At 57.9% G+C, this 25,308-nt stretch carries 25 protein-coding genes, 1 tRNA gene and 2 pseudogenes; 7 read left to right on the top strand and 21 right to left on the bottom strand.

Going from position 1 to position 25,308, the window contains the following annotated elements; genetic code table 11:
- Positions 1 to 368 precede the first annotated feature (368 nt).
- Genes RYA97_RS25825 through RYA97_RS25815 form a run of 3 tightly spaced genes read right to left on the bottom strand, consistent with a single transcriptional unit; the run spans position 369 to position 3,633 of the window.
- Positions 369 to 1,844 carry an FGGY family carbohydrate kinase gene (locus RYA97_RS25825; protein ID WP_005779769.1) on the bottom strand — a complete coding sequence of 492 codons (1,476 nt, stop codon included), beginning with the start codon at positions 1,842 to 1,844 and terminating at the stop codon, positions 369 to 371.
- Positions 1,845 to 1,874: 30 nt separating this feature from the next.
- Positions 1,875 to 2,807, bottom strand: a complete 933-nt coding sequence (locus tag RYA97_RS25820; RefSeq protein ID WP_010200501.1) for a transketolase family protein — start codon at positions 2,805 to 2,807, stop codon at positions 1,875 to 1,877.
- A complete protein-coding gene (locus RYA97_RS25815) occupies positions 2,797 to 3,633 on the bottom strand; it encodes a transketolase (RefSeq protein ID WP_005753658.1) in 837 nt (278 codons plus the stop codon). The genes RYA97_RS25820 and RYA97_RS25815 overlap by 11 nt, the downstream gene beginning before the upstream one ends.
- Before the next feature lie 360 nt (positions 3,634 to 3,993).
- Between RYA97_RS25815 and RYA97_RS25810 the strand changes: the two genes are divergently transcribed.
- From RYA97_RS25810 to RYA97_RS25785, 6 genes are all read left to right on the top strand, one after another.
- Complete coding sequence (locus RYA97_RS25810; protein ID WP_057405121.1) at positions 3,994 to 4,998, top strand: ABC transporter permease; 1,005 nt, start codon at positions 3,994 to 3,996, stop codon at positions 4,996 to 4,998.
- A 63-nt stretch (positions 4,999 to 5,061) separates the two neighbouring features.
- Positions 5,062 to 5,994, top strand: coding sequence for a sugar ABC transporter substrate-binding protein (locus RYA97_RS25805; protein WP_005779773.1), 933 nt, complete (start codon positions 5,062 to 5,064; stop codon positions 5,992 to 5,994).
- 15 nt (positions 5,995 to 6,009) lie between these two features.
- On the top strand, positions 6,010 to 7,539 hold the full coding sequence (locus RYA97_RS25800) for a sugar ABC transporter ATP-binding protein (protein WP_046832687.1): 1,530 nt from the start codon (positions 6,010 to 6,012) through the stop codon (positions 7,537 to 7,539).
- Between the two features lie 31 nt (positions 7,540 to 7,570).
- A complete protein-coding gene (locus tag RYA97_RS25795; protein ID WP_005779775.1) occupies positions 7,571 to 8,335 on the top strand; it encodes an SDR family oxidoreductase in 765 nt (254 codons plus the stop codon).
- 30 nt (positions 8,336 to 8,365) lie between these two features.
- A complete protein-coding gene (locus RYA97_RS25790; protein WP_005779776.1) occupies positions 8,366 to 9,166 on the top strand; it encodes an SDR family oxidoreductase in 801 nt (266 codons plus the stop codon).
- Positions 9,167 to 9,247: 81 nt separating this feature from the next.
- On the top strand, positions 9,248 to 10,201 hold the full coding sequence (locus tag RYA97_RS25785) for a sugar-binding transcriptional regulator (RefSeq protein ID WP_005779777.1): 954 nt from the start codon (positions 9,248 to 9,250) through the stop codon (positions 10,199 to 10,201).
- A 147-nt stretch (positions 10,202 to 10,348) separates the two neighbouring features.
- Here RYA97_RS25785 and RYA97_RS25780 read toward each other — a convergent pair whose 3' ends face one another.
- The 9 genes and pseudogenes from RYA97_RS25780 to RYA97_RS25740 all read right to left on the bottom strand — a co-directional run bounded on the left by RYA97_RS25780 (position 10,349) and on the right by RYA97_RS25740 (position 17,184).
- Positions 10,349 to 11,671 carry an MFS transporter gene (locus tag RYA97_RS25780; RefSeq protein ID WP_010200516.1) on the bottom strand — a complete coding sequence of 441 codons (1,323 nt, stop codon included), beginning with the start codon at positions 11,669 to 11,671 and terminating at the stop codon, positions 10,349 to 10,351.
- Between the two features lie 82 nt (positions 11,672 to 11,753).
- A complete protein-coding gene (locus RYA97_RS25775; protein WP_005779778.1) occupies positions 11,754 to 12,632 on the bottom strand; it encodes an SMP-30/gluconolactonase/LRE family protein in 879 nt (292 codons plus the stop codon).
- Between the two features lie 47 nt (positions 12,633 to 12,679).
- On the bottom strand, positions 12,680 to 13,612 hold the full coding sequence (locus RYA97_RS25770; protein WP_010200522.1) for a 3-keto-5-aminohexanoate cleavage protein: 933 nt from the start codon (positions 13,610 to 13,612) through the stop codon (positions 12,680 to 12,682).
- Between the two features lie 84 nt (positions 13,613 to 13,696).
- Positions 13,697 to 14,485, bottom strand: coding sequence for an SDR family oxidoreductase (locus tag RYA97_RS25765; protein WP_005779780.1), 789 nt, complete (start codon positions 14,483 to 14,485; stop codon positions 13,697 to 13,699).
- Positions 14,482 to 15,204 (bottom strand): GntR family transcriptional regulator, encoded by a 723-nt coding sequence (locus RYA97_RS25760; protein ID WP_005779781.1) that lies wholly within the window; start codon positions 15,202 to 15,204, stop codon positions 14,482 to 14,484. The genes RYA97_RS25765 and RYA97_RS25760 overlap by 4 nt, the downstream gene beginning before the upstream one ends.
- Positions 15,205 to 15,391: 187 nt before the next feature.
- A pseudogene (locus tag RYA97_RS25755) lies at positions 15,392 to 15,532 on the bottom strand (AraC family transcriptional regulator); the annotation flags it as partial.
- 159 nt (positions 15,533 to 15,691) lie between these two features.
- Positions 15,692 to 15,985, bottom strand: coding sequence for a hypothetical protein (locus tag RYA97_RS25750; protein ID WP_057405119.1), 294 nt, complete (start codon positions 15,983 to 15,985; stop codon positions 15,692 to 15,694).
- A gap of 84 nt (positions 15,986 to 16,069) precedes the next feature.
- On the bottom strand, positions 16,070 to 16,381 hold the full coding sequence (locus RYA97_RS25745) for a hypothetical protein (protein WP_316884601.1): 312 nt from the start codon (positions 16,379 to 16,381) through the stop codon (positions 16,070 to 16,072).
- Positions 16,382 to 16,893: 512 nt separating this feature from the next.
- Positions 16,894 to 17,184, bottom strand: coding sequence for a hypothetical protein (locus RYA97_RS25740; protein WP_316893363.1), 291 nt, complete (start codon positions 17,182 to 17,184; stop codon positions 16,894 to 16,896).
- 185 nt (positions 17,185 to 17,369) lie between these two features.
- On the opposite strand from RYA97_RS25740, the pseudogene RYA97_RS25735 reads away from it, so the two are divergent.
- Positions 17,370 to 17,677 (top strand): annotated as a pseudogene (locus RYA97_RS25735) (site-specific integrase); the annotation flags it as partial.
- 75 nt (positions 17,678 to 17,752) lie between these two features.
- On the opposite strand, the gene RYA97_RS25730 reads toward RYA97_RS25735, so the two are convergent.
- The 9 genes from RYA97_RS25730 to thrS form a co-directional block, all read right to left on the bottom strand.
- A tRNA-Pro gene (locus RYA97_RS25730) sits at positions 17,753 to 17,829 on the bottom strand.
- Between the two features lie 88 nt (positions 17,830 to 17,917).
- Positions 17,918 to 18,274, bottom strand: coding sequence for a MerR family transcriptional regulator (locus RYA97_RS25725; RefSeq protein WP_002553165.1), 357 nt, complete (start codon positions 18,272 to 18,274; stop codon positions 17,918 to 17,920).
- The gene (gene ihfA, locus RYA97_RS25720; RefSeq protein ID WP_002553164.1) at positions 18,255 to 18,557 is read right to left on the bottom strand and encodes an integration host factor subunit alpha; all 303 of its coding nucleotides are present in this window, start codon (positions 18,555 to 18,557) and stop codon (positions 18,255 to 18,257) included. The genes RYA97_RS25725 and ihfA overlap by 20 nt, the downstream gene beginning before the upstream one ends.
- Before the next feature lie 3 nt (positions 18,558 to 18,560).
- The gene (gene pheT, locus RYA97_RS25715) at positions 18,561 to 20,939 is read right to left on the bottom strand and encodes a phenylalanine--tRNA ligase subunit beta (protein WP_057404376.1); all 2,379 of its coding nucleotides are present in this window, start codon (positions 20,937 to 20,939) and stop codon (positions 18,561 to 18,563) included.
- 28 nt (positions 20,940 to 20,967) lie between these two features.
- Positions 20,968 to 21,984 carry a phenylalanine--tRNA ligase subunit alpha gene (gene pheS, locus RYA97_RS25710; protein ID WP_005746769.1) on the bottom strand — a complete coding sequence of 339 codons (1,017 nt, stop codon included), beginning with the start codon at positions 21,982 to 21,984 and terminating at the stop codon, positions 20,968 to 20,970.
- Between the two features lie 104 nt (positions 21,985 to 22,088).
- Positions 22,089 to 22,445, bottom strand: a complete 357-nt coding sequence (gene rplT, locus RYA97_RS25705; RefSeq protein WP_002553161.1) for a 50S ribosomal protein L20 — start codon at positions 22,443 to 22,445, stop codon at positions 22,089 to 22,091.
- A gap of 29 nt (positions 22,446 to 22,474) precedes the next feature.
- Positions 22,475 to 22,669 (bottom strand): 50S ribosomal protein L35, encoded by a 195-nt coding sequence (gene rpmI, locus RYA97_RS25700; RefSeq protein ID WP_002553160.1) that lies wholly within the window; start codon positions 22,667 to 22,669, stop codon positions 22,475 to 22,477.
- Positions 22,670 to 22,729: 60 nt separating this feature from the next.
- On the bottom strand, positions 22,730 to 23,281 hold the full coding sequence (gene infC / locus RYA97_RS25695; protein WP_170855886.1) for a translation initiation factor IF-3: 552 nt from the start codon (positions 23,279 to 23,281) through the stop codon (positions 22,730 to 22,732).
- The gene (gene thrS / locus RYA97_RS25690; protein WP_005746771.1) at positions 23,281 to 25,203 is read right to left on the bottom strand and encodes a threonine--tRNA ligase; all 1,923 of its coding nucleotides are present in this window, start codon (positions 25,201 to 25,203) and stop codon (positions 23,281 to 23,283) included. The genes infC and thrS overlap by 1 nt, the downstream gene beginning before the upstream one ends.
- Positions 25,204 to 25,308: the final 105 nt, after the last annotated feature.

Here is a 25,308-nt window from a genome sequence, read left to right as displayed (position 1 = left end):
TCCGTGGCAGGGTGATGAGCTATCTAGTCGACAGAGGTGGTGGAACTATTCTGCGCGAGTGATGTCGTTTCGACATCTGTGTTGTCGCCCGTGCTTTCCGTAACTTTAGGGTCCGGCTTTAAACACACTGCATAAATGGCATGCTGTTTTAGTCAAACTAATGATAAGGCTGAAGAAAATAATTTAAATGACGACCAGCATGTAAATTTTTCGCACACGAATTCGCTAAAATATTGACGTTGGAAAAACGTTATTATTTTCTATATAAGTTTGGACATGCGCGGTGCAATGACTCTTTTGCGCCTTGTTGAGCCGAGACTATCGGTGAGGCACGTGCACCGTTAGTTGGGAAAAGTCATACTAATCGCTCAACATACGACCCGCCGCAGCGCTTCCTTCCATTCCAGATACAAACCCTGCAGATTCCTGCCGGGAACGGGGTCAAAGCGTTCGCGCTGTCTTTCCAGCGCTTGCAGGTCGGCGGCGTTATTCCAGAGGCCGAGGGCTTTGCCCGCCAGGTGCGCGGCACCCAGCGCCGATACCTCCGGCGACAGGCTGCGGATCACCGGGCGTTGCAACAGATCTGCCAGAAACTGCATGAGCCAGCGATTGCGGGTTGCCCCACCATCCACCCAAAGCTCTTTGAGCGGCGTGCCGATGTCAGCCTGCATCGCATCGAATACATCGCGAATCTGATAACCGATGGACTCCAGCGCAGCGCGCATGATGTGGGCGCCGGAAGCCCCTTCGGTCAAGCCGCAGATCAGCCCGCGGGCGTCAGCCTGCCAGTGTGGCGCGCCCAGTCCGGACAGCGCCGGTACAAAGTAAACACCGCCATTGTCGGCCAATTGCGTGGCCTGTTCGCTCAGGGCATCTATGGATTCTCCGGCCACCAGTCGCGCGGCCCATTGCACCGCTGCGCCGGTGTGTACGATGTTGCCCTCCATTGCATAAGTCGACGCTACGCCATCATGCCAGGCCATTGTCGTCGACAGACCATGGCTGGAGGCGATAGGCCCGGCCATTGGCGTCATCAGCGAAGAGCCGGTGCCCAGGGTCGCCTTGACCAGTCCGGGGGCAAAACCGCCCTGCCCGTAGAGTGCAGCATGCGAATCGCCGATCATCGACAGAATCGGAATACCCGCGTCCAGCCCGCCGACCGCCACGGTATGAGCAAACAGGCCAGCACTGGGCTGAATCGTGGCCAGTGCAGCAGCAGGGATTGAGAACAGCTCGAGCAATTGCGGATCCCAGCAGCGGGTATGCAGGTTGAACAGCTGGGTACGTGCCGCGTTGGAGCAATCGGTCGCGAAAGCTTGCCCTGCGCTGAGCTTCCAGAGCAACCAGCTGTCGATGGTCCCCAGGCAGATTTCCCCTGCTGCTGCGCGAGCGTGACCATTGTCCAGGTGATCGAGAACCCAGCGCATTTTGCCAGCGGAAAACATCGGGTCGAGGGCCAGCCCGGTTTTGCTCAGAATCATGGCTTCATGGCCTTGGGCATGCAGCTCGGTGCACAGCGGCAACGAACGACGGCATTGCCAACTGATGCAAGGCGACAAGGGTGCCCCGCTGGCCCGGTCCCACGCCACCACCGACTCGCGCTGGTTGCTGATGGCCAGCGCGCTGATCGGGCGCTGCAGACCAGTCATGCAATCTGCGATGGCCTCAAGCGTGGCTTGCCAGATCAGCAATGGGTCCTGCTCCGAATAACCGGCCTGCGGGTGGCTGATGCTCAAGGGCCGTGAACCACGTGCGACGACTTGCCCCTGTTCGTTGACCAGCACGGCCTTGGCATTGCTGGTGCCTTCATCGATGGCCAGAATCAGCGGAGAGTTTTCATTCATGGTCTGGTTACTCGACATGCAGAAATGCCCCTAACGCAAACGTGCAGCGGCCGCGACAATGCCGTCCGCATCAATGCCGTGCAAGGCACGCGTGGGTTCACGGGCACCGGCTGCTGCGTAATCACCATCGCCAATGCCCAGGCGAATCAGGGTGATGCCCAGCGCGTTCTCGGCGAGCAATTCGGCCACCAGGCTGCCGAGCCCGCCATTGATGTTATGTTCTTCGACAGTAATCACCCCGCGACTGCCGCTCAAGGCGTTGAGCAGCGCATCACGTTGCAGTGGACGAATCGAAGAAAGGTTGATGACCTGCGCGTCGAGCCCCTGCTCCGCCAGCCGCGCCGCAGCGTCTACCGCCTCATGCACCACCGAACCCAGTGCGACGATGGTCAGGTCTGAACCACGGCGCAGAATATCGACTTTTCCGGGTACGAAGCGGTAGCTGGGGTCATGCAGTTCACGCAGCGGCTTGCCATCGAGGCGGATGTACACCGGGCCGTGATAACGCAGGGCGTAATAAATGATCTGCCGGCACTCCAGCGGGTCGGACGGCGCGAAAATCTGTACGTTGCCAAAGCCGCGCATGACCGAGATGTCGTCCAGGCAATGGTGGGTACTCGCCAGCGGCCCATAGCTGGTGCCCGCATTGAGCCCGAACATTTTCACATTGGCCTGGTTGTAGCAGACATCAACCTTGACCTGCTCGCAGGCCCTGGAAATCAGGAACGGCGCAGCGTTGCAGGTGGCAGCGATCTTGCCCCCCAGCGCCAGGCCCGCCGCCACACTGACCAGCGACTGCTCAGCGATGCCGACATTGATTACCCGCTCCGGAAAACGCTGCATGAAGGGGGCGATCTTGGCGGTGGAAGTCGAGTCGCTGACCACTGGCACCAGGTCCAGACCTTCGTCGACGGCCGCGATAAACGCGTCCACCATCACGCTGGCAAAATGCTCACTCGACATGATTCAACTCCTCCAGTGCTGCGCTGACTTCATCACCTTTCGGCACCCGGTGGTGCCATTCGGATCGCCCTTCGATGAACGACACGCCCTTGCCTTTGATGGTGTGGGCGATCAGCACCTGAGGCGCGCCTTTGCGCAGTTGCATCTGCTCCAGCGCCGTCACCAGTTGCCCGACATCGTTGCCATCGCATTCGCTGACCGTGAAGCCAAACGCCGCCCATTTCTCATCCAGCGGGTCCAGCGGCATGATCTCTGCCGTGAGGCCCGCCAGTTGCAGCTTGTTCTTGTCGACGATCACAAACAGGTTGTCCAGGCCGTACTTGGCGGCTGCCATTGCCGCCTCCCAGTTCGAGCCTTCCGCCAGTTCGCCGTCGCCGGTCAGCACGTAGATTCGTTTGGTGCTCCCGGACATTTTCGCCGCCAGCGCCAGGCCTACCGCAACCGGCAGACCGTGGCCCAACGCACCGGTATTGAGCTCGATGCCCGGCGTTTTCTGCCGCACCGGGTGGCCCGGCAGACGCGAATTGAAATGCTGATACTCGGGCAGCCACGCTTCGGGGATATAACCGGCCTGGGCCAGACAGCAATACAGACCACCGACGCCATGGCCTTTGCTCTGGATGTAGATATCGCGCGCCGGGTCTTCGATGCGCTCGGGGCTGATATCGAGAATACGGAAATACAGGGTTGCAAGAATGTCGGTTTCCGAAAGGTCAGCCCCCGTGTGCCCTCCCGCAGGCGATCCGGCATTGAGGGTGATGACATTACGCCTGATCAGGCGTGCCTGTTCTTTGATCTGCTGGGCATCGTAGCGGAAGGCATTCATGGAGCGGCTCCTGCGGGGCTAGCCACGCGGTGATTCATTATTCTGAAAAACACTTGAATATTTATTCACGGCTGAAAATATATTTATATTTAGACTCTGATCGCTCAGCAGGTCAAGCAGGCACGCACCTGAAAAATCAAAAAACGTTGATTACATTTTTTGCCGACGACATTTGAATCAGCTGCGCGAGGCTCTGTCTTGAGGCTCACAGGGACGTTTGAGGTGTATTCGCAAGGATTGAAGAAAATTAAACCGCTTGACTTTGCTCAGCCGGAGATGGAATCTGAATTAACAGTCAGGCATGCATATATATTCAGGCAGCCAGAACAAACTCCAACAACAATAAATCCGGAGACCCCCATGGACGCCAAAGCCCCTGCTCATCAGGCTGCCGCAAAACCGTCAGGCCGGGCGCGGTTGCTCAAGCTGTTGCCTGACAACATCGGTGGGCCGTTGATTGGCCTGGCCCTGCTGCTGGTGGTCTTTTCCTTCAGCTCCGAATTCTTCTTCACCCTGCGCAACGGTCTGAACATCCTTGACCAAGTGACAGTGCTGGGCATTCTCGCCATCGGCATGACGGCGGTGATCGTCATCGGCGGCATCGACCTGTCTGTCGGTTCGGTGCTGGCGTTTTCGATGATGATGCTGGGCTGGCTGTACCAGGATCAGGGCCTGGCGCTGGGCCTGGCGATCCCGATAGCCATAGCGACCGGCATGCTCGCCGGGCTGGTGTCCGGCTTGCTGATTACCTACGCCAGACTGCCCGCCTTTATCGCCACGCTGACGATGATGTCGGTCGCCCGAGGCCTGGCAAATATTCTTACCGAAGGCCGGCAGATCGTCGGTTACCCGGAGTGGTTCACCAGCCTGGCCACCGTGCGCCATTTCGGCTTTCTGTCGGCCACAGTCGGGCTGTTTCTGGTCATGCTGGGCGTGGCCTGGGTATTCCTGCGTTTTCGGGCCGGTGGGCGCAACCTGTACGCCATTGGCGGCAGCCATGAAGTAGCGAGGCTTTCAGGGATCAAGGTGCGAGCCATCACTTTATGGGTGTACGCCATCAGCGGCGCGCTTGCCGGCATCGCCGCTGTGACGATGGCCGCCCGCCTCGACTCCTCGCAACCCAGCGCCGGGCTGACGCTGGAACTGGACGCCATTGCCGCAGTGGTTATCGGCGGTGCCAGTCTCAGCGGCGGTGTCGGCAGCGTCGGTGGCACGCTGGTCGGTGTATTGATCATCGGCGTGCTGCGCAACGGCCTCAACCTGCTTGGCGTTTCGCCCTTCATTCAACAGGTCGTTATCGGCGTGGTCATTGCCCTCGCCGTGACCATCGATACCTTGCGTCGTCGCTCCAACAGTGCCCACTAAGCGTTGTCGTTTTGTGCTTGACCGATGTTGACATCCCCAACAATAAAATCAGGAGTCACCGCCATGTTCATGACCAAAAAACTGCTCCTCGCCACGGCCCTGGCCGCCGCCACACTCACCACAGCAGGCTCGACCTGGGCCAAAGAGCTGACCATCGGCCTGGCCGTAGCCAATCTGCAGGCTGACTTCTTCAACCAGATCAAACAGTCGGTCGAAGCCGAAGGCAAAGCCCGCGGGGTGAAGATCATTACCGTCGATGCGCAGGGCAATTCATCGACTCAGGTCAGCCAGATCGAGGACCTGATCACCCGCCAGATCGACGCGTTGATCTACATTCCCGCAGGTGCCACTGCCGCTGGCGTGCCGGTCAAGGCCGCCAAGGCTGCCGGGATTCCGGTAATCGCTGTGGACCGCAATGCGCCTGACGCGCCCGGCGACACATTTATTGCCAGCGACAGCGTGGCCGGTGCGCGCACGCTTGCCGAATACGTTGGCAAGGTGACTGGCGGCAAAGGCCGCATCGCCATCCTTCAAGGGCAGTTGGGCACAACCCCGGAAAACGACCGGGCGAAAGGTTTCCAGGAAGGTTTGAAAGGCTTTCCCGGCCTCAAGGTCGTTGCCGAACAGCCTGCCGAATGGGCGCAGGACAAAGGCTTTGCAGTCGCTCAGGACCTGTTGCAGCGTGACCCGAACATCAGCGTCTTTTTCGGTCGCGCTGACGCGATGGCCCTCGGTGCTGCACAGGCGGTAAAAGTCGCCAACCTCGGGCAACCGGTGGTCATAGTCGGTTTTGACGGCGACGTGGCAGGCCTCAAGGCGGTGGCAAGCGGCGTGCTGCAAGCGACCATGACCCAGCAGACGCAAAAGATGGGGCGCATGGCCGTTGCCTCCGCACTTGACCTCAAGGCTGGCAAAGCCGTGCCCAAGGAACAACTGCTGGAAACCGTGCTGACCACCAAAGACAACGTCGCGCCTTTCCTGCAACAGCACCCTTGAGCCACGGAGTCCGCCATGCAAGCTGCTCTGGATAACCCGACGCGCCATAACCCTGAGGTCACACCTGCAGCAGTGCTGTGCCTGCGTAACATTGGCAAGACTTACGGCCCGGTGCAGGTCCTTTCACAGATCAATGTCGACGTGCGGCCAGGTGAAGTGCTCGCCCTGCTCGGTGAAAACGGCGCAGGCAAATCGACCTTGTCGTCGATTATCGCGGGCCTCGTGCAGCCTGAAGCGGGAGGCTCCATGAGCTGGCTCGGCGAGGATTATGCGCCAGCCTCGCCGGGGGCGGCGCTGGGCGCTGGCATCGGCCTGATTCATCAGGAGATTCGCCTGCTGTCGCAGTTGTCGATTGCCGAAAACATCTTTGTCGGGCGGCTGCCCATGCGCCACGGCAAGGTCGACCGGGACTACATGCAAGCGCAGGCACAGAAGCAGTTGGAACGCCTCGGCCTCGACGTGTCAGCTTCGCGCAAGGTCGAGGGTTTAAGCGTCGCTGCACAGCAACTGGTCGAGATCGCCAAAGCCCTGACCCTGAACGCACGCCTGCTGATTCTCGACGAGCCCACCGCCGCTCTTGGCGGTGAAGAAACCGAGCTGCTGTTTCAACAGGTCGAGCGCCTCAAGGCTGAAGGCGTGTCGTTCATCTATATCAGCCATCGTCTGGAAGAAATCGCACGAATCGCCGACCGTATTCTGGTACTGCGCGATGGCCGCCAGATTGCGCTCCACGCCACCGCGCAGGTGCCGGTGCGCGAACTGGTCGAACAAATGGTCGGGCGCAGCCTGGAACGTATCTTCCCCGTCCTGCAAGCGCCGCAGGACAGAGTGATGCTGCAGGTCAAGGACCTCGCCTGCCGCGAGTTCGCCTTGCATGGCATCGACTTCAGCGTACGCGCCGGTGAAGTGTTCGGCATCGCCGGAGTGGTTGGCGCGGGCAGAACCGAACTGATTCGGGTGATTGCGGGCGCAGCCCGGGATATTCAGGGGCACATGCAACTGGATGGCGAAACCGTTCAACTGCACTCACCCTCGCAAGCGATTCAGGCGGGCGTGGTGCTAGTGCCTGAAGACCGCAAGCAGCAAGGCGTGGTGGTCGAGCACCGTATCGAAGACAACCTGGTCTACGGCAACACCGACCTGCTGCGAAGCGGCAACTGGGTATCGCCAAAGAGCCTGCACGCGTTTGCCCGAAACGCCATTTCGCGCCTCGGCGTAAAAGGCGCGCCCGAGCAGCGAATCGACAGCCTGTCCGGCGGCAATCAGCAGAAAGTCATCATTGCCAAATGGCTGGCCCGCAACCCCAAGGTGTTCATTCTCGACGAGCCGACCCGAGGCATCGACGTTGGTGCGCGGGCGGCGATCTACGAGGTGATCGCCGAGCTGGCGGCAACCGGCATGGCCGTGATCGTGGTCAGTTCCGACCTCGACGAAGTGCTGGGTTTGTCACACCGGGTCATGGTCATGAGCCGTGGCAGGCAAATGGGCATCCTTGAACGTGGCGAAGCGACACCGGTGTCAGTCATGGAAATGGCCACCGCCTGAGAGCCAACACACTGATTACGTGGAGAATGACATGCAACTTTTTCGTCTGGACGGCCAGGTGGCCTTTGTGACTGGAGCCGGCAGTGGCATTGGCCAGGCCATTGCAGTCGGCCTTGCCGAGGCCGGTGCTGATGTGGCGTGCTTTGACTTGCCAGGCAGCGCGGGCATCGGCGACACCGTAGAACGCATCAACGCACTGGGCCGACGCGCGCTTGCGCTGCAAGGTACTGTCACCGACCGCGCGACGCTGGATGCAGCCATCGCGCGCACTGAGACTCAACTGGGCGCGCTCAGCGTGGCCGTCAACTGTGCCGGGATCGCCAACGCACAGGCCGCCGAAGACCTGGAACTGCAACGCTGGCAAACCATGCTGGACATCAACCTCACCGGCATCTTTCTCAGTTGCCAGGCCCAGGCGGCGGTCATGCTGCCGCGCGGAAAAGGCGCCATCGTCAATATCGCCTCGATGTCCGGCAGTATCGTCAATCGGGGGTTGCTGCAAGCCCACTACAACGCCTCGAAAGCGGGCGTCATTCACCTCAGCAAAAGCCTGGCGATGGAATGGGCGGACAAGGGTTTACGGGTCAACTGCATCAGCCCCGGATACACCGCCACGCCCATGAATTCAAGACCGGAAGTGGCCGAGCAAGTGAAGATATTCGAACAGACCACGCCCATGGGACGCATGGCCAGCGTGGACGAGATGGTCGGCCCGGCGGTCTTTCTGGTCAGTCAGGCTTCATCGTTCTGTACCGGCGTCGACCTGCTGGTGGACGGCGGCTTTGTCTGCTGGTGAGCCCGCCCTGCCCATCACTGGAGCACACTCATGTATCAACGTTTTAGCGGTAAAACCGTGGTTATCACCGGCGCATGCCGAGGCATCGGCGCAGGCATTGCCGAGCGTTTCGCTCAGGAAGGTGCCAATCTGGTGCTCGCCTCCAACGACCTTGAGCGAGTGACGTTCACCTCTGAACAACTGGCCAGCGAATATTCGGTCAACAGCTTGGCGCTGGGCATCGACGTTACCGATGAAGCCGACATACAGCGCCTCTACCAGACCGCCCACGAGCGCTTCGGCAGCATCGATGTGTCGGTGCAAAACGCCGGCATCATCACCATCGACCATTGCGAAAGCATGCCCCGCGCAGACTTCGACAAGGTCCTGCAGGTCAATACAACCGGCGTCTGGCTCGGCTGCCGGGAAGCCGCCCGCTACATGGTCAGACAAGGCAGCGGGCGGTTAATCAACACATCCTCAGGCCAGGGCCGTCAGGGCTTCATCTACACTCCACATTACGCCGCGAGCAAAATGGGCGTGATCGGCATCACCCAAAGCCTGGCGCTGGAACTGGCGCGGCACAACATCACGGTGAACGCCTTCTGCCCAGGCATCATCGAAAGCGAAATGTGGGACTACAACGACCGCCTGTGGGGCGAAATCCTCGGCACCGAAGAAAAGCGCTATGCCAAGGGCGAACTGATGGCCGAGTGGGTCCGCAACATCCCCATGCGTCGCGCCGGCAAACCCTCGGACGTCGCCGGGCTGGTCGCATTCCTGGCCTCGGATGACGCCGCCTACCTGACCGGTCAGGCGATCAATATCGACGGCGGGCTGATTATGTCCTGACCGCTGTGACAGGCACGACCCGCTGCCAGTTTGGTATCCTCGCCGCCACTTTGGATATCGCTATCATTTTTTGGGGCCTGCATGAGCCAGATCGAAGAACAACGGCTGATGAGCAAGATCGCCAGCCTCTATTATGAAGAAGGACTCAAACAGTCCGAGATTTCCACCCGCCTCGACCTGTCCCAATCCTTCATCAGCCGCGCCCTGCGCCGTGCGTTGCAGGAAGGCGTGGTGAAAATCACCGTCATGCGCCCGCAAGGCCTGCATCTGGAGCTGGAAAGCCGCTTGCAGTCCCTGTACGGCATACGTCAGGTAATCGTCGTCGAAGCCACCGAACCAGACAACGAAGAAAGCATCAAACAAGCCATCGGCTCGGCCGCCGCGCATTACCTGGAAACCAGCCTTAGCACTCAGGACCACATCGGTATCTCCTCCTGGAGCAGCACTATCCGCGCGATGGTCAGCCACATGCACCCCCAACCGGGCAAACAAAGTGCCCAGGAAGTCGTGCAACTGCTCGGTGGCGTCGGCAACAAAGGTGCCTTTGAAGCCACCCTGCTCACCCAGCGCCTGGCCACCCTCCTCAACTGCCCCGCGTTCCTGCTGCCGTCGCAGAGCATCGAGCAATCGGTAGAAAGCAAACAGCGCATCGTCGAAATGGAAGAAGTCAAAGAAGTCCTCCAGCGCTTCGACAGCATCACCCTCGCAATCGTGGGTATTGGCGAGCTCGAACCGTCACAACTGCTGCGCAACAGCGGTAACTACTACACCGAAGACATGCTGCGCGTGCTCGCTGAACGGGGTGCGGTGGGTGATATCTGCCTGCGGTATTTTGATGCCCAGGGCAAACCGGTGCTGGAAGAGGATGAAGAGTTTGTGGTGTCGATGGGCTTGCCGAAGCTGCGGTCGATCAATCGCGTGCTGGGGTTGGCTGGGGGGGTGAGGAAGGTGCAGGCGATCAGAGGAGCGTTGTTGGGGGGGTATCTGGATGTGTTGATTACGGATTTGGGGACTGCGCGGGGGTTGGCGGGTTGAGCCAAAATCCCCCCTTATCCTGCATATTATTGTAGGGCTACCCGTGTTAGCCCTACACACATCCTGCGGAGCAGTAATAGGCAGACCTTTAAACATCTTTTTCCCTGGCCTGCGTCTTGGGTTCTGTATGAAAAGTCGGCGCCAGCCTCACACTTCGCGCTGCACCGCCAACACTTCCGGCCGATGAGAAAACAGTTGTAGAAACGCCCCGCCCAGCGCGCAGCCCGCCATCACGAAGAAGCACACTGTATAGCCACTAAGGCTGGTCCAGCCGCCGCCCATGGAAATCAGTGTGCCCATGAGTACCGGTGCAATACCGCCGCCGATGAACATCGCTGTGGTGATGATGCCGTTGGCGGTCGACGTTGCAGAGGGTTGTGCAGAGTCGGACGCAACCGCGTAGTAGATCGGCCAGACGGCATTGGCGACCAAGCCGAAAAGCAATTGCACCGCGATGACGATCAGGATGGTGTTGGCGAAGTAAAAGGCACCGACACTGACCGCCATCCATAGGCCGCAAATGATCAGGGTTATGCGCCGACCGATAATGTCCGACAACGAAGGCCAGATCAGCTGCCCGAGGATACCCGTCAGTGTGAACACGACGCTCATTCCTGCCGATTCGGCCAGCGACAGGTTGAGGATGTTGTACAGATAGGCAGGCAGGACAATGTTCACTCCCATGTACACCACCTGCGTGAGCATGGTGTTGCCAGCTGTCAGCGCGATGTTGCGGTTACTCAGCGTGGCCTTCACTGACTTCCAGACCTGGCCTTTGACGTTGGTCGACGGCGTACTGTCCGGCGGGGTCATGCCTTTGGCGGCAATGTCCACATACAGTTTGGTGATGCGCTCGGCCGTCGAGTAACGCGCCCAGAAGATCATCAGTGGCAGAGCCACCACGAAGGCGAAGAAGAACACATAACGCCAGTTTTCTTCGCCGAAGGTGCTGATCACGAAGCTGGCGACAATGCCACTGAGCATCGCGCCGACGGGGTAACCGGTGTGGTGTGCGCCCAGAGCAAAACCGCGGCGCTCCACCGGCCACCATTCAGCCGTGTTACTGACCCCGACCGGTTCGCCCCAGCCAGCCCCTAGGTTCACACCCACCCGCAAGGCAATAAAACTCGCAAGGCTGCCACTCAACGCCTTGAAGCCTGAGAGAAAGGACAATGCGGTGTAGCCCAGTACCAATGGCACCTGAAAGCGTGCCCGCTTCCAGCCACCGCCGTAACGATCACTCCAGATGGAGCCTGGAATATCGAGAACGGCCAGAGCCAGCATGACGACGGTGGCCACCGTACCCCACTGGTCAGCAGACAAGTCGAAATGCTTGGAGATCGTCGGCCCCAGGCGCAATACAATCTCGCGGTCATAGGCATTCAGAATCCAGATCATCCAGCAGACCAACAACGACACCCACGAAAACCGGTGAATCTTGCCCAGCGACGCATTCTTGTTATTTGGCATGGGAACTCTCCAGGCGTGCCGAGCACGCCCAAGCGAGAAAGGGTCAGTCGTCCTTAACGTTCAGGTTCAGTCTGTTGACGGGTTAACTGGCAAAGCGCCGTTCAGCGATGCCTTGCACGCCCAGCCCGGTGATCGCAAACAAGGCACCGCGTTGCTGGCCATCTTCCGGAAAGCGTGGCAACGGCGGCCTGGCCATGGAGGTGACATACAGCGTGTCCAGGTTCGGTCCGCCGAAGGTCAGGCTCGTCACTTTCTTCACGGGCATGTCGATGATGCGATCCACCTGCCCGTCCGGGGTGTAGCGCACCAGTTTTCCGGCGTAGACCAGCGCTTGCCACAGGCAACCTTCGGCATCGACGGTGCAGCCATCCGCCGCGCCTCCTGCTGAGGTGTCGACCTTGGCAAAGGTTCGTCTGTTGGCGACCGCGCCGCTGGTGTTGTCGTAGTCATAGGCCCAGATATCCCCGGACCAGGTATCGGCGAAATAAAAGGTTTCACCGCCCGGGCTCCAGCAAGGGCCGTTGGACACGATAATGCCCTCGTCCAGCGTGTGCAGGCTCAGGTCCGGGTCGAGGCGATACAGCTTCGCGCTGGCCTGATCCTCCCGAGTGTCCATCGAACCCACGATGAACCGACCGTGCCGATCCACTTTGCCATCGTTGAGCCGATTGTCGGGCAGCCCCGGTTCTGGGTCGACTATCAGCTCGAGATCACCGGTAGGCAGATCAAGGTTGTAGATACCCGTCTGCAACGCAACGAGCGCCGCGTCGCCACTGCTGCGCAAGGCCATGGAACCGATTTTCTGGCCAATATCCCAGGCTCGCAACTCGCGCCCGTCATCCGTACAGCGCAGAACACGACCGTCGAAACTGTCGATCCAGTACAGACGCTGTTGCTCGACATCCCAGACCGGGCCTTCGCCCAGCGTGGTCTTCACGTCGACAACGATTTCGATACGCATTTTTCACCTCTGTCTTGTTGTTATTGAGATGACACATTTTGCGGAGACTAGAAATTAACCTTGTCCTGCCCCTTCAGGTCGAGCATTTCGCGGGCTTCATCAGGCGTCGCCACCTGCCCGCCCAGCGCTTCGATCACCGTGCGAATACGCTTGACCTGATCGGCATTTGACGCCGCCAGCTTGCCCGGTCCGTCCCACAGCGAATCTTCAAGACCGACCCGCACATGACTGCCCATCGACAGGCCCATGGTGCCCAGCGGAATCTGATTGCGACCGGCACCCAGAATCGACCATTGGTAAGCGTCGCCAAACAGACGGTCGGCCGTGCGACGCATGTGCGCCAGGTCTTCGGGATGCCCGCCTATACCTCCGCGCAAACCAAACACCGACTGAATGAAAATCGGCGCCTTGAGCAGCCCGCGCTGCAGAAAATGCGCGGCGGTATACAGATGGCCGATGTCATAGCATTCGATTTCAAAGCGCGTGCGGTTCTCGGCACAGGTATTGAGGATGTGCGCGATGTCGCGGAAGGTGTTACGGAAGATCCGGTCATCACTCTCGGCCAGGTACGGCCGTTCCCAGTCGTGCTTGAATTCGCTGTAGCGATCGAGCATTTCGTACAGCCCGAAGTTCATTGATCCCATGTTCAACGAGGCGAGTTCCGGCTTGAGTTGCGCCACAGGCTGCAAACGCTCTTCCACGCCCATGGTCGGCGCGCCGCCGGTGGTGATATTGATCACCACGTCGCTCCTGGCCTTGATGTGCGGCAGGAATTGCCGAAACAGATCGACATCCTGACTGGGCCGCCCGTCAACCGGGTCGCGGGCATGCAAGTGGACGATTGAGGCGCCCGCCTCGGCGGCACCGACGGCTGCATCGGCGATTTCCTGCGGTGTGATCGGTAAATGAGGCGACATCGAGGGCGTATGAATGGCCCCCGTGACGGCACAGGTAATAATGATCGGACGTTTCTTGGGCATGAGCATTCTCCGTTCTTGTTCTTAAAGAGAAAGTCTGGTGTGGAACACGACTCGGACGCTGTCCGGTCCTGTCGAGCCTGATACTCAGAGGTATTCGACGTTGCCATCCACACTGATGGCCTGACCCGTGACATTGCGTGCGGCGGGCGAGCACAAGAAAAGCGCCATCGCGGCAACGTCCTCGGCGGTGACCATGCGCTTGAGCGAAATCTTTTTCAGGTACTCCTCGCGCATCTCCTCCTCAGGCACATTCATCTGTTGAGCACGGGCACGAATCACACCGTCCATACGCGGGCCTTCGACGATGCCGGGCAGCAAAGCATTGACGCGGATGTCGCTCTCACCCAACTCGGACGCCAGAGATTTCATCAGGCCGACAATCGCCCACTTGGTCGCCGCGTACGGTGTACGCCAGGCGTATCCCAGACGACCGGCGACAGACGCGATATGGATCAGATGAGCGTTGGGCGACGCCTTGAGCAGCGGCACCGCGTGATGAGCAAAACGGTATTGCCCAGTGAGATTGATGTCGATGGTGCGCTGCCACTCCTCTTCGCTAATGACATCAATGCCTGCCGTAGGGCCGGCGATCCCGGCGTTGTTGATCAGCACATCAAGACCGCCGAACTGTTCGCGCTGCACCCTGAACACCGCTTCGATCTGCACCGGGTCAGCAACGTCTGCGCGGGTGGCAACGCAGCCTGGATGGCGATCAAGGAATGCCGCAATGGCCGCCTCGCTGACATCACACACATGCACCTTTGCCCCGGCTTCCATATAAGCCGCCGCCAACACCTCACCGATCCCGGCGGCACCACCGGAAATCAGCACGCGCAGCCCTGTGTAGGGAACCAGCCGATTGAGAACACTCATGCTTTTTTCACTCCCGAGACACGCGACCTGGAGCGGTCGCTCTTTGCGATCAGGCGCGTCAGAGAATCAGCCGCCTGCATGATGTCGTCGGTGACCGCTGCGCGAGCGGCCGCCCCATCACGCGCCGCCAGCGCCTCGACGATACGGTTGTGTGCTTCCATCGAACGCTGAAGGTGCGCCCTGTCAGGTGCGACCAGTGCGAAACACGGACCTATGTGCAGCCAGAAATTCTCCACTGCCGCAACGATCAACTCAGCCTTGGCGACCGCATAAATGCGTCGGTGAAAGGCAAAGTTGGTCCACAGGTAAAGGGCCACATCAACGCTGTCTGCAGCCTTCTGCATCTGCTCGCAGAGCTGGCTGATGTCTGCAAGATCGGCGTCATTGATCAGAATGACCGTCTTCTCGGCCAACAGACCTTCCAGCGCAACTCTGGCATCACGAATTTCGCGCAGCCGCTCCGGGGTCATCATGGGCACGCGCAGACGAGCGGTTTCGGTGACTTCGAAGGCGTTCTCTGCACTGAGACGATTCAATGCCTCGCGCACCGGCATCGGGCTGGAGCCCAGCGCCTCGGCAAGACCACGGATGGTCAGCTTCTGACCCGGCTGAAAGCGCCCGCTCATCAGCGCTTCACGGATCTGTCGGTAAACCTGGTCCTGGAGGGTATCGCGGGAAACCTGGCGCATGGCGGGCAGGAGGATAGGGCGATCTGTCATGGGGAGTGACTCATATTGGCGTTCTTATGGGGCTAATATGTGATCACAAATAACATATGTCAAATTTTTTTCAGGGAGGTACAACGGGATGAGCCCACGCCTCGGCCTCAGGTGACTCCGGGTTATTTTCACAGGGCCATTGCGCTGCCGTTTAGTCATCGCACGGACATTACCGAAACTTCGTCCCTCAAAATTCCAGTCGTGTCTCTCGGGAAGGACCATACCCAAAATAAGCGGTATAGCACTTGCTGAAATGGCTCGGAGAGACGAATCCGCAGGCCACTGCGACCTGAACAATGGTCAGCCTGGAATGCTGCAGTAACCGACGAACCTAAGTCACTTGAAATTTCGAGGTGGTAAGAGGAATTGCCGCGCCGAGTAAGACCGGGCATCAAGCTGGCCATTCAGCGGACAAGGGAAAGAGCACATATACGACTGAGGCGTTAGACGCCTCCTAACAATCCCGATGAGGCCCCATAGGATGAAATCATTTCACCACTAATGGGATAAAATCGCCTTTGTAACGACGCACGTTCAGTGCTGCATGATGACGAACGCTTATACAGCCCGCTGGTACCATAAATATCCGTCCCGTCTCATTAAAGTGACCATCTTCGATAAGCGATCTAAGCGTTTTTTCATCAATACCTTCAAATGACTTGTTGTCGGATTTGAGTGTGAAGCTAAACAGACCTTTCTTCGGGCCTCTCTGAAATTTATATGGATGGCAGACCAAGCCAGCCTCGTTGATGCCAATCACATCCTCAATGACTTCAAGCATTTTTAGCTCCTTGCGACCCTATACCGGTGATCTCTATCGCTCAAACCCAACCAATTCGCCAAAAAACTACACTCTTTACGCTTTTTAATCAGGAACCCATAACGAGCAAGCTGAAGCAGCCTGTGCGACCAACCAATCATGCTCACGCTTGGCATAGGGTCGAGGCATTCCGGCTGAGACTCTAAGCAAGAAATTATAAGAGCCCCGGAGCTCGTTTTCTGTCGGAGTCGCCGCGCCCAGCTTTGTATTCGTTTTCAGGCCCTTGATGCTTCCCTGTAGTGCGATCTCCTGCTGCATGCCATCCGAGTTACTCTCCAGAACGTTCACTGTGATGTAAGCGGCATTTGAGCAGCGATCCATTTTTTCCCATTGTTTCATTTGGGCTTCGGTAGCCATGGAAACTGATGACACGGAGAGCATCAAGCATCCCATTAGATAACGCATAACTGCATCCTTTCGAAAATAACGTCCGCCGTAATACCTTATCCCAAACCAATTTGCCAGTACCGGACATGGAGGTAGGTGCGCATTCAGGAGAAACACTATGCAGGACGTTCAGGCCGCCGACACTCAACTCCGGCTGCTCGGGCATACCTGGGTCTGATGCCCGAACAGCCAATCCACCGGAAAATCAGCCAAAATCACTTCCCGAGCAGTCCGGGGTTTGATGATGCAAATAATCTGGATGTGGTAGCAAGAGCAGCGAACGCGGCAAGCACGAATATCGTATGACTCGCTACAGGTGCCACGACATAAACCGCTTTAACAGCGCAGAGCGGTGCCATGACAAGAAAGGTGCCAAAGCAAGCCAAAAGACGCCATTAAAAGTAACGAAATACAGAAAAGTACGACGAAAGTTTCTGACTCCCCATCCTCGCCTATTATGCTGAAGGCTACGAACCATTAGTTCAGGACGCATTGAAAGCCTTCAGATCCATCTTGGCTTTAACCATGAGGTCTGGCGTCATAGGCCTCCCCTGATTATCTAAAAGCACTGGGGTACATGCACAGCGACAGCGCACACGGTTATCCCCCTCTGCCCACCAATCAAGCATCTCCTGCCCGGTGAAGAGCTCACCATGCCTTTCAACATGATGTTCTCTGCTGGTGGGTGTCAGAGCCGACAGGTGCATGAATTTAACGGGTATGCCGAGACGCGCTGAATCAGAGATGTCGTTCTGTAGCTTGCGAATCCGCATTTCATGGAGTTCTGAATCAGAAATTCTACCGACCAAGATTGCGCTCCTCGTTAAGGCCCTCATCAAGTTAATAGACCACTTAATCAACTCACGCCACCCTTCGGAATTCGATATGAGCCAGCGCCACCAGATACGGGTAGGCGACTGCATCGACATAATGCGTACGCTGCCAGATGAAAGCGTGCATGCACCGGATGAAAGACTTTGCTTGGAAAAAGGCAACGGTGCGCGCGGCGAAACTTTGGCAGGAGGAAAACTTTCGCCCCGCTCTCCCAGGCTATCTGTCCATCAGGATTCACGACTTGAGGCACCTTCGGTCGTCGCGGGCGTTACGCAGGAAGATCGAAAGGCATTGCTTGGGCACAAGAACGGCAGCATCACCAGCCCTTAATCGGGCGCTGAATCAGGGCATCTGATTGAAGCCGCGAACATGGTATCAGCCACCGACTCACGCGGACCGGTTCTGACGATTTTGAAGAGGAGGCAGGTATGAAAAAAGAGTCACGCAAAAGTCACGCGCATGAAAAAGGCCAATGCTGCGAACATTGGCCTAAGTCATTGAATTATATGGTCGGGACGGAGTGATTCGAACACTCGACCCCTAGCACCCCATGCTAGTGCGCTACCGGACTGCGCTACGCCCCGACTAGGCGTGTATCTGTTTTGCAACCTGCGAAAACGTTGAGAAATATACCCTAAGCATTTGAATTTTGGAAGTATCCTGGTTGCTCAATTACGCTTTGAGCATAACCAGTACGTCTTCCAGCTCGGCAATCATCTGCCGGATCATCTGCTTGTACTGCTGGGTATCGTCCTTCGGTTCCCCAGTGGTAAGACGAAGTCGGGCACCACCAATGGTGAAGCCCTGATCGTAGAGCAAGCCGCGGATCTGGCGGATCATCAGCACGTCCTGGCGCTGATAATACCGGCGGTTTCCGCGTCGCTTGACGGGGTTGAGTTGAGGAAACTCCTGCTCCCAATAACGCAAAACGTGCGGTTTTACCGCGCAGAGCTCGCTGACCTCACCGATGGTGAAGTAGCGTTTGCCGGGGATCGGCGGTAGCTCATCGTTATGACTTGGTTCCAGCATATGCCTCAACTCGGGCCTTCAGCTTCTGCCCTGGACGAAAGGTGACCACACGGCGCGCCGTAATCGGAATTTCTTCACCGGTCTTGGGATTTCTCCCAGGCCGCTGGCGCTTGTCTCGAAGGTCGAAGTTGCCGAAACCTGACAACTTCACCTGCTCGTTATCTTCCAGAGCGTGCCTGATTTCTTCAAAAAACAGTTCGACCAGTTCCTTGGCTTCCCGTTTATTCAGGCCCAGCTCTTCGTACAGACGTTCGGCCATCTCAGCTTTCGTCAGAGCCCCCATACGCTACTTCCTTAACGTGGCGTTTAACCTCTCCTCAAGCGAGGTGAGGATAGCAAGTGTCGTTGCGTTTACCTCATCGTCATTAAGAGTGCGCGATGGATGCTGCCAGGTCAAGCCGACTGCAAGGCTTTTTCTATGTGGATCAATGCCTTTACCCTGGTAAACATCAAATAACCTGAGGTCTGTGAGCCACTCGCCTGCATTTTCACGAATAACGTCCAGAACCGCACTGGCCGAAACGTCGCGATCAGCCAGCAATGCCAGGTCGCGACGCACTTCCGGGAAGCGCGACAGCTCGTGGAATTTCGGCAGACGGCCTGTCGATACTTCAGCCAGAACCAGCTCGAAAACAAATACCGGACGATCCAGGCCCAGGGTTTTCGACAGTTCCGGGTGAATGGCGCCCAGGAAGCCGACTTCGCGACCATCACGCTCGATGCGAGCTGTCTGACCTGGGTGCAAGGCGGGATGCTGGCCCGGAGTGAAGGTGAACTCACCCAGCGCACCGGCAAAACCCAGAACCGCTTCGACGTCAGCCTTAACGTCGAAGAAGTCGACCGCATCACGGCCTTGCGCCCAACCTTCCGGCAGACGGCTGCCGCATACCACACCCGCCAGCATCGGCTCTTGCTTCAAGCCATCGAGCTGACCAACGAAGCGCAGGCCGCTTTCGAACATGCGTACGCGGTCCTGTTGGCGGTTAAGGTTGTGCTGCAGCGCTTTGACCAGACCCGGCCATAGCGAGGCGCGCATGGCGGCCATGTCATTGGAAATCGGGTTGGCCAGCAACAGTGGCTTGGCACCCGGCGAGAACAGTTCGAACCATTTCGGGTCGATGAAGCTGTAGGTAATCGCTTCCTGATAACCGCGGGCAACCAGCAGGCGACGCAGCTCGGGCAGATCGCCTTTGGCTTCGGCCTTGGCCTGAGGAGCAAGACGGGCTTGCGGATAACGAACCGGCAGACGGTTGTAGCCGTACAGACGAGCCAGTTCTTCGATCAGATCGACCTCAAGGCTGATGTCGAAACGATGACTTGGCACTTCGACACGCCACTGCCCGTCGGCTTCGGTAGTCACAGCAAGGCCGAGACCTGTCAGCAGACGCTCGATTTCGGCGTTTTCAATGACCAGACCGAGCATCTGCTCGACGCGACTGGCGCGCAACGTAACCGGAGCAATCGATGGCAAATGCTGTTCGCTGACCACTTCTGTTATCGGGCCAGCCTCACCACCGGTGATTTCCAGCAGCAGGCCAGTCGCCCGCTCCATGGCTTCACGGGCCAGTTGCCAGTCAACACCACGCTCGTAACGGTGCGAGGCATCGGTGTGCAGGCCGTAGGAACGCGCCTTGCCAGCCACCGAGATGGTGTCGAAGAAAGCACTTTCCAGGAAGATATCGCGAGTGCCGGCAGTCACGCCGCTGTGCTCGCCACCCATGACCCCGGCGATTGCCAGAGCACGCTGGTGGTCGGCAATGACTAGGGTGTCGGCACGCAGGCTGACTTCCTGACCGTCGAGCAGAACGAGCTTCTCGCCCTCCTCCGCCATGCGCACACGAATGCCGCCGTTGATTTCGGCCAGATCGAAAGCATGCAGAGGCTGACCCAGCTCGAGCATCACGTAGTTGGTGATATCGACAGCGGCATCGATGCTGCGCACGTCGGAACGACGCAGACGCTCGACCATCCACAGCGGAGTAGGACGCGACAGATCAACGTTGCGGATGACGCGGCCCAGGTAACGCGGGCATGCAGCCGGAGCCAATACTTCGACCGGGCGCACTTCATCGTGCACAGCGCTGACAGCAGCGATCTGCGGACGGGTGACGTCAGTGGCGTACAGCGCACCGACTTCACGCGCCAGACCTGCTACTGACAAACAGTCGCCACGGTTCGGGGTCAGGTCGACCTCAATGCTGGCGTCATCCAGGTTCAGGTAGACACGAATGTCTTCACCGACCGGCGCATCGGCGGCCAGCTCCATCAGGCCATCATTGCCCTCGCCGGCCTGCAACTCGGCAGCTGAACACAGCATGCCGTTGGACTCGACGCCACGCAGCTTGGCTTTCTTGATCTTGAAATCGCCCGGCAGCTCGGCACCGATCATGGCGAACGGAATTTTCAGACCGGGTCGCACGTTCGGCGCGCCACACACTACCTGAAAGGTTTCGCTGCCATTGCTGACCTGGCACACGCGCAGCTTGTCGGCATCGGGGTGCTGTTCGGTGCTCAGCACCTCGCCTACGACCACCCCACTGAAAACACCGGCGGCCAGCGTGACGCTGTCAACCTCAAGACCGGCCATCGACAGACGAGCAACCAGCTCGTCGCGGGAAACCTGCGGGCTTACCCAGCCACGCAGCCATTGTTCACTGAATTTCATCCTGCTCTCCTGAAAGGTTCGTTACGACTTAGCGAAATTGCGCGAGGAACCGCAAATCGTTGTCGAAGAACAGGCGCAAATCATTGACGCCGTAACGCAGCATGGCCAGACGCTCTACGCCCATGCCGAACGCGAAGCCCTGAAACTCTTCAGGGTCGATACCCGACATGCGCAGCACGTTCGGGTGGACCATGCCGCAGCCCATGACTTCAAGCCAGCCAGTCTGCTTGCAGACACGGCAGCCCTTGCCACTGCACATCACGCATTCCATATCCACTTCTGCCGAGGGCTCGGTGAACGGGAAATACGAAGGACGGAAGCGCACGGCCAGCTCTTTCTCGAAGAACACCCGCAGAAATTCTTCGATGGTGCCTTTCAGGTCGGCAAAATTGATGTCGCGATCAACCAGCAGACCTTCGATCTGGTGGAACATCGGCGAGTGGGTGATATCGGAGTCGCTACGGTACACACGGCCTGGGCAGACAATGCGGATCGGCGGCTGTTGCGATTCCATGGTGCGGACCTGTACCGGTGAGGTATGGGTGCGCAGCAGCATGTTCGCATTGAAATAGAAGGTGTCATGCATCGACCGGGCCGGGTGATGGCCTGGGATGTTGAGCGCCTCGAAGTTGTGGTAATCGTCTTCCACTTCAGGGCCTTCGGCGATGCCGTAGCCAATGTGCGTGAAGAATTGTTCGATACGTTCCAGAGTACGGGTAATTGGGTGCAGACCACCTGAGGTCTGGCCGCGGCCCGGCAGGGTCACGTCGATGCATTCGGCGGCGAGTTTGGCAGTCAGTTCTGCCTGCTCGAACGATGCCTTGCGTGCATTGAGAACCTCTGTGACACGCTCCTTGGCAAGGTTGATCAGCGCGCCGACTTGCGGACGCTCTTCAGCTGGCAGGTTCCCCAGGGTCTTCATCACCTGAGTCAACTCGCCTTTCTTGCCAAGGTAGTGAACCCGGATTTGCTCCAGGGCATTGATATCTTCGGCGCTTTGCACAGCCTCAAGAGCTTGAGAGACCAGCGCGTCCAGGTTTTCCATGTACAGACTCCAGATACAAAATAGGGGAAGAGCTGAAGGCTCTTCCCCTATTTATGACGTTTAACACCGACCCCGGAGAACCGGGGCCAGTGATTGTCGGGGACTTAGGCCAAGGTGGCTTTAGCTTTCTCGACAATCGCAGCAAACGCCGCTTTTTCGTTCACTGCCAGATCAGCCAGAACCTTACGGTCGATCTCGATGGACGCTTTTTTCAGGCCGGCAATGAAACGGCTGTAGGACAGACCGTTAACACGAGCACCAGCGTTGATACGAGCGATCCACAGAGCGCGGAACTGACGTTTTTTCTGACGACGGTCACGGTAGGCGTATTGGCCTGCCTTGATTACCGCTTGCTTGGCAACACGGAATACGCGTGAACGCGCGCCGTAGTAGCCTTTTGCAAGTTTCAGAATTTTTTTGTGACGCTTACGGGCAATGACGCCACGCTTTACACGAGCCATGAGTTACTTCCTCTATATCTTGATCAAAATTAACGAAGGCGCAGCATGCGCTCGACTTTTGCCACGTCAGACGGATGCAGCAAGCTGCTACCGCGCAGTTGACGCTTACGCTTTGTCGACATTTTGGTCAGGATGTGGCTCTTGAAAGCGTGTTTGTGCTTGATGCCGTTGGCGGTTTTCAAAAACCGCTTAGCTGCACCACTTTTAGTCTTCATCTTTGGCATGTTCGGATACTCCGCATTCAGTTGATAAATATAACCGCAAGGCCTGCCGTGCCCTGGTGGTTATTTCTTCTTTTTCGGGGCGATGACCATGATCAGCTGGCGTCCTTCCATCTTAGGATGCTGTTCGACGGAACCGTATTCGAGCAGGTCACCTTCAACCCGCTTCAACAGCTCCATACCCAGCTCCTGGTGGGCCATCTCACGACCGCGGAATCTCAACGATACCTTGGCCCTGTCCCCGTCACTCAGGAAACGTACCAGGTTGCGTAGTTTTACCTGGTAATCCCCTTCCTCCGTCCCTGGACGAAACTTGATTTCTTTAACCTGAATCTGCTTCTGATTTTTCTTCGCTGCAGCAACCTGCTTCTTCTTCTCGAAGATCGATTTGCCGTAATCCATCACACGGCAGACCGGAGGAAGTGCGTCGGCAGAAATCTCTACCAGATCCAGCTTAGCCTCTTCGGCAATACGAAGCGCTTCATCAATCGAGACGATGCCAATCTGCTCGCCGTCAGCGCCAATTAAACGAACCTCGCGGGCCGAGATATTTTCATTGATCGGGGCCTTGGGTGCAGCTCGTTTATCTTGTCTCATTTCACGCTTAATAATAATTACTCCGTATCTTGGCGACCACGCCGGGAAACCGCTTGTGCGAGGAATTCAGCGAATTGGGCAACCGGCATCGAGCCAAGGTCAGCGCCTTCACGTGTACGCACAGCGACAGTTTGCATTTCAACCTCCCTATCTCCAATCACGAGGAGATAAGGAACCTTGAGCAAAGTATGCTCGCGGATTTTAAAGCCGATCTTTTCATTTCTCAAGTCGGACTTGGCACGAAACCCGCTTTCAGCCAGAGTTTTTTCCACTTCAAGGGCAAAATCGGCCTGTTTGTCAGTGATATTCATGATCACTGCCTGAGTAGGCGCCAGCCAGGCTGGAAACGCGCCCTCGTAATGCTCGATCAGAATTCCGATGAAGCGCTCGAAAGACCCAAGGATCGCACGGTGCAACATGACCGGATTCTTGCGACTGTTGTCTTCCGAAACGTACTCGGCGCTCAAACGGATCGGCAAGTTGAAGTCCAGCTGCAAGGTGCCGCACTGCCAGACCCGGCCGAGGCAGTCCTTGAGGGAAAACTCGATTTTCGGACCGTAGAACGCGCCTTCGCCCGGCTGCAGATCATAGGGCAGACCAGCACTGTCGAGCGCAGAGGCCAGCGCCGTCTCGGCACGGTCCCAAAGCTCGTCGGAGCCTACACGCTTTTCAGGGCGAGTGGACAATTTGAGTTCGATATCCTTGAAACCGAAATCGGCGTAGACATCCAGCGTCAGCTTGATGAATGCGGCAGATTCGGCCTGCATCTGATCTTCGGTACAGAAGATATGAGCATCGTCCTGAGTAAAGCCACGCACACGCATGATGCCATGCAAGGCCCCCGACGGTTCGTTACGGTGGCAGGCACCGAACTCGGCCAGACGCATCGGCAGCTCGCGGTAGCTCTTCAGGCCCTGATTGAACACCTGCACGTGGCAAGGGCAGTTCATCGGCTTGATCGCGTAGTCGCGGCTCTCGGACTCGGTGGTGAACATGTTGTCAGCGTAGTTGGCCCAGTGCCCGGATTTCTCCCAGAGCGAGCGATCAACCACTTGCGGGGTCTTGATCTCAAGGTAGCCATTCTCGCGCTGCACTTTGCGCATGTATTGCTCGAGCACCTGATACAGGGTCCAGCCCTGCGGATGCCAGAACACCATACCCGGCGCTTCTTCCTGGGTATGGAACAGGCCTAGGCGCTTGCCGATCTTGCGATGATCGCGCTTTTCGGCTTCTTCGATGCGCTGAATGTAGGCAGCCAACTGCTTCTTGTCAGCCCACGCAGTGCCGTAGACGCGCTGCAACTGCTCGTTCTTGGCGTCACCGCGCCAGTAGGCACCGGACAGCTTGGTCAGCTTGAACGATTTCAGGAAACGAGTATTCGGCACGTGTGGGCCACGGCACATGTCGACGTATTCTTCGTGGTAATACAGGCCCATGGCCTGCTCGTTCGGCATGTCTTCGACCAGGCGCAGCTTGTAGTCTTCATGACGGGCGGTGAACACCTCGATCACTTCAGCGCGCGGGGTGACTTTTTTGATGACGTCGTAATCTTTTTCGATCAGCTGCTGCATGCGCTGCTCGATCGCCGCCATGTCGTCAGGCGTGAACGGGCGCTCGTAAGCGATATCGTAATAGAAGCCGTCGTCGATCACCGGGCCGATGACCATTTTTGCAGTCGGATACAACTGCTTGACCGCATGCCCGACCAGGTGAGCGCAAGAGTGACGGATTATTTCCAGTCCTTCCTGATCCTTGGGGGTGATGATCTGCAGGCTGACATCGTTTTCGATCAGGTCGCAGGCGTCGACGAGCTTGCCGTCAACCTTGCCGGCCACGGTGGCCTTGGCCAGCCCGGCACCGATTGAAAGCGCGACATCGGCTACGGAAACCGCATGATCGAATGAACGTTGACTGCCGTCGGGAAGAGTAATAGTTGGCATGGCGCCTCCTCTCCTAGTGGTGACCCCTACCAAAGGTCACGTGGGTTGGGATGAGCCAGTACGTGATCCGGTGGTATGCCTGCCTCACAGTGGCAGGAGCCTTGG

This window comes from Pseudomonas syringae group sp. 26L6, assembly GCF_032587815.1.
In the GTDB taxonomy this organism is placed as follows: Bacteria; Pseudomonadota; Gammaproteobacteria; order Pseudomonadales; family Pseudomonadaceae; genus Aquipseudomonas; species Aquipseudomonas amygdali.
This window is presented reverse-complemented; position numbering and strand designations above follow the sequence as displayed.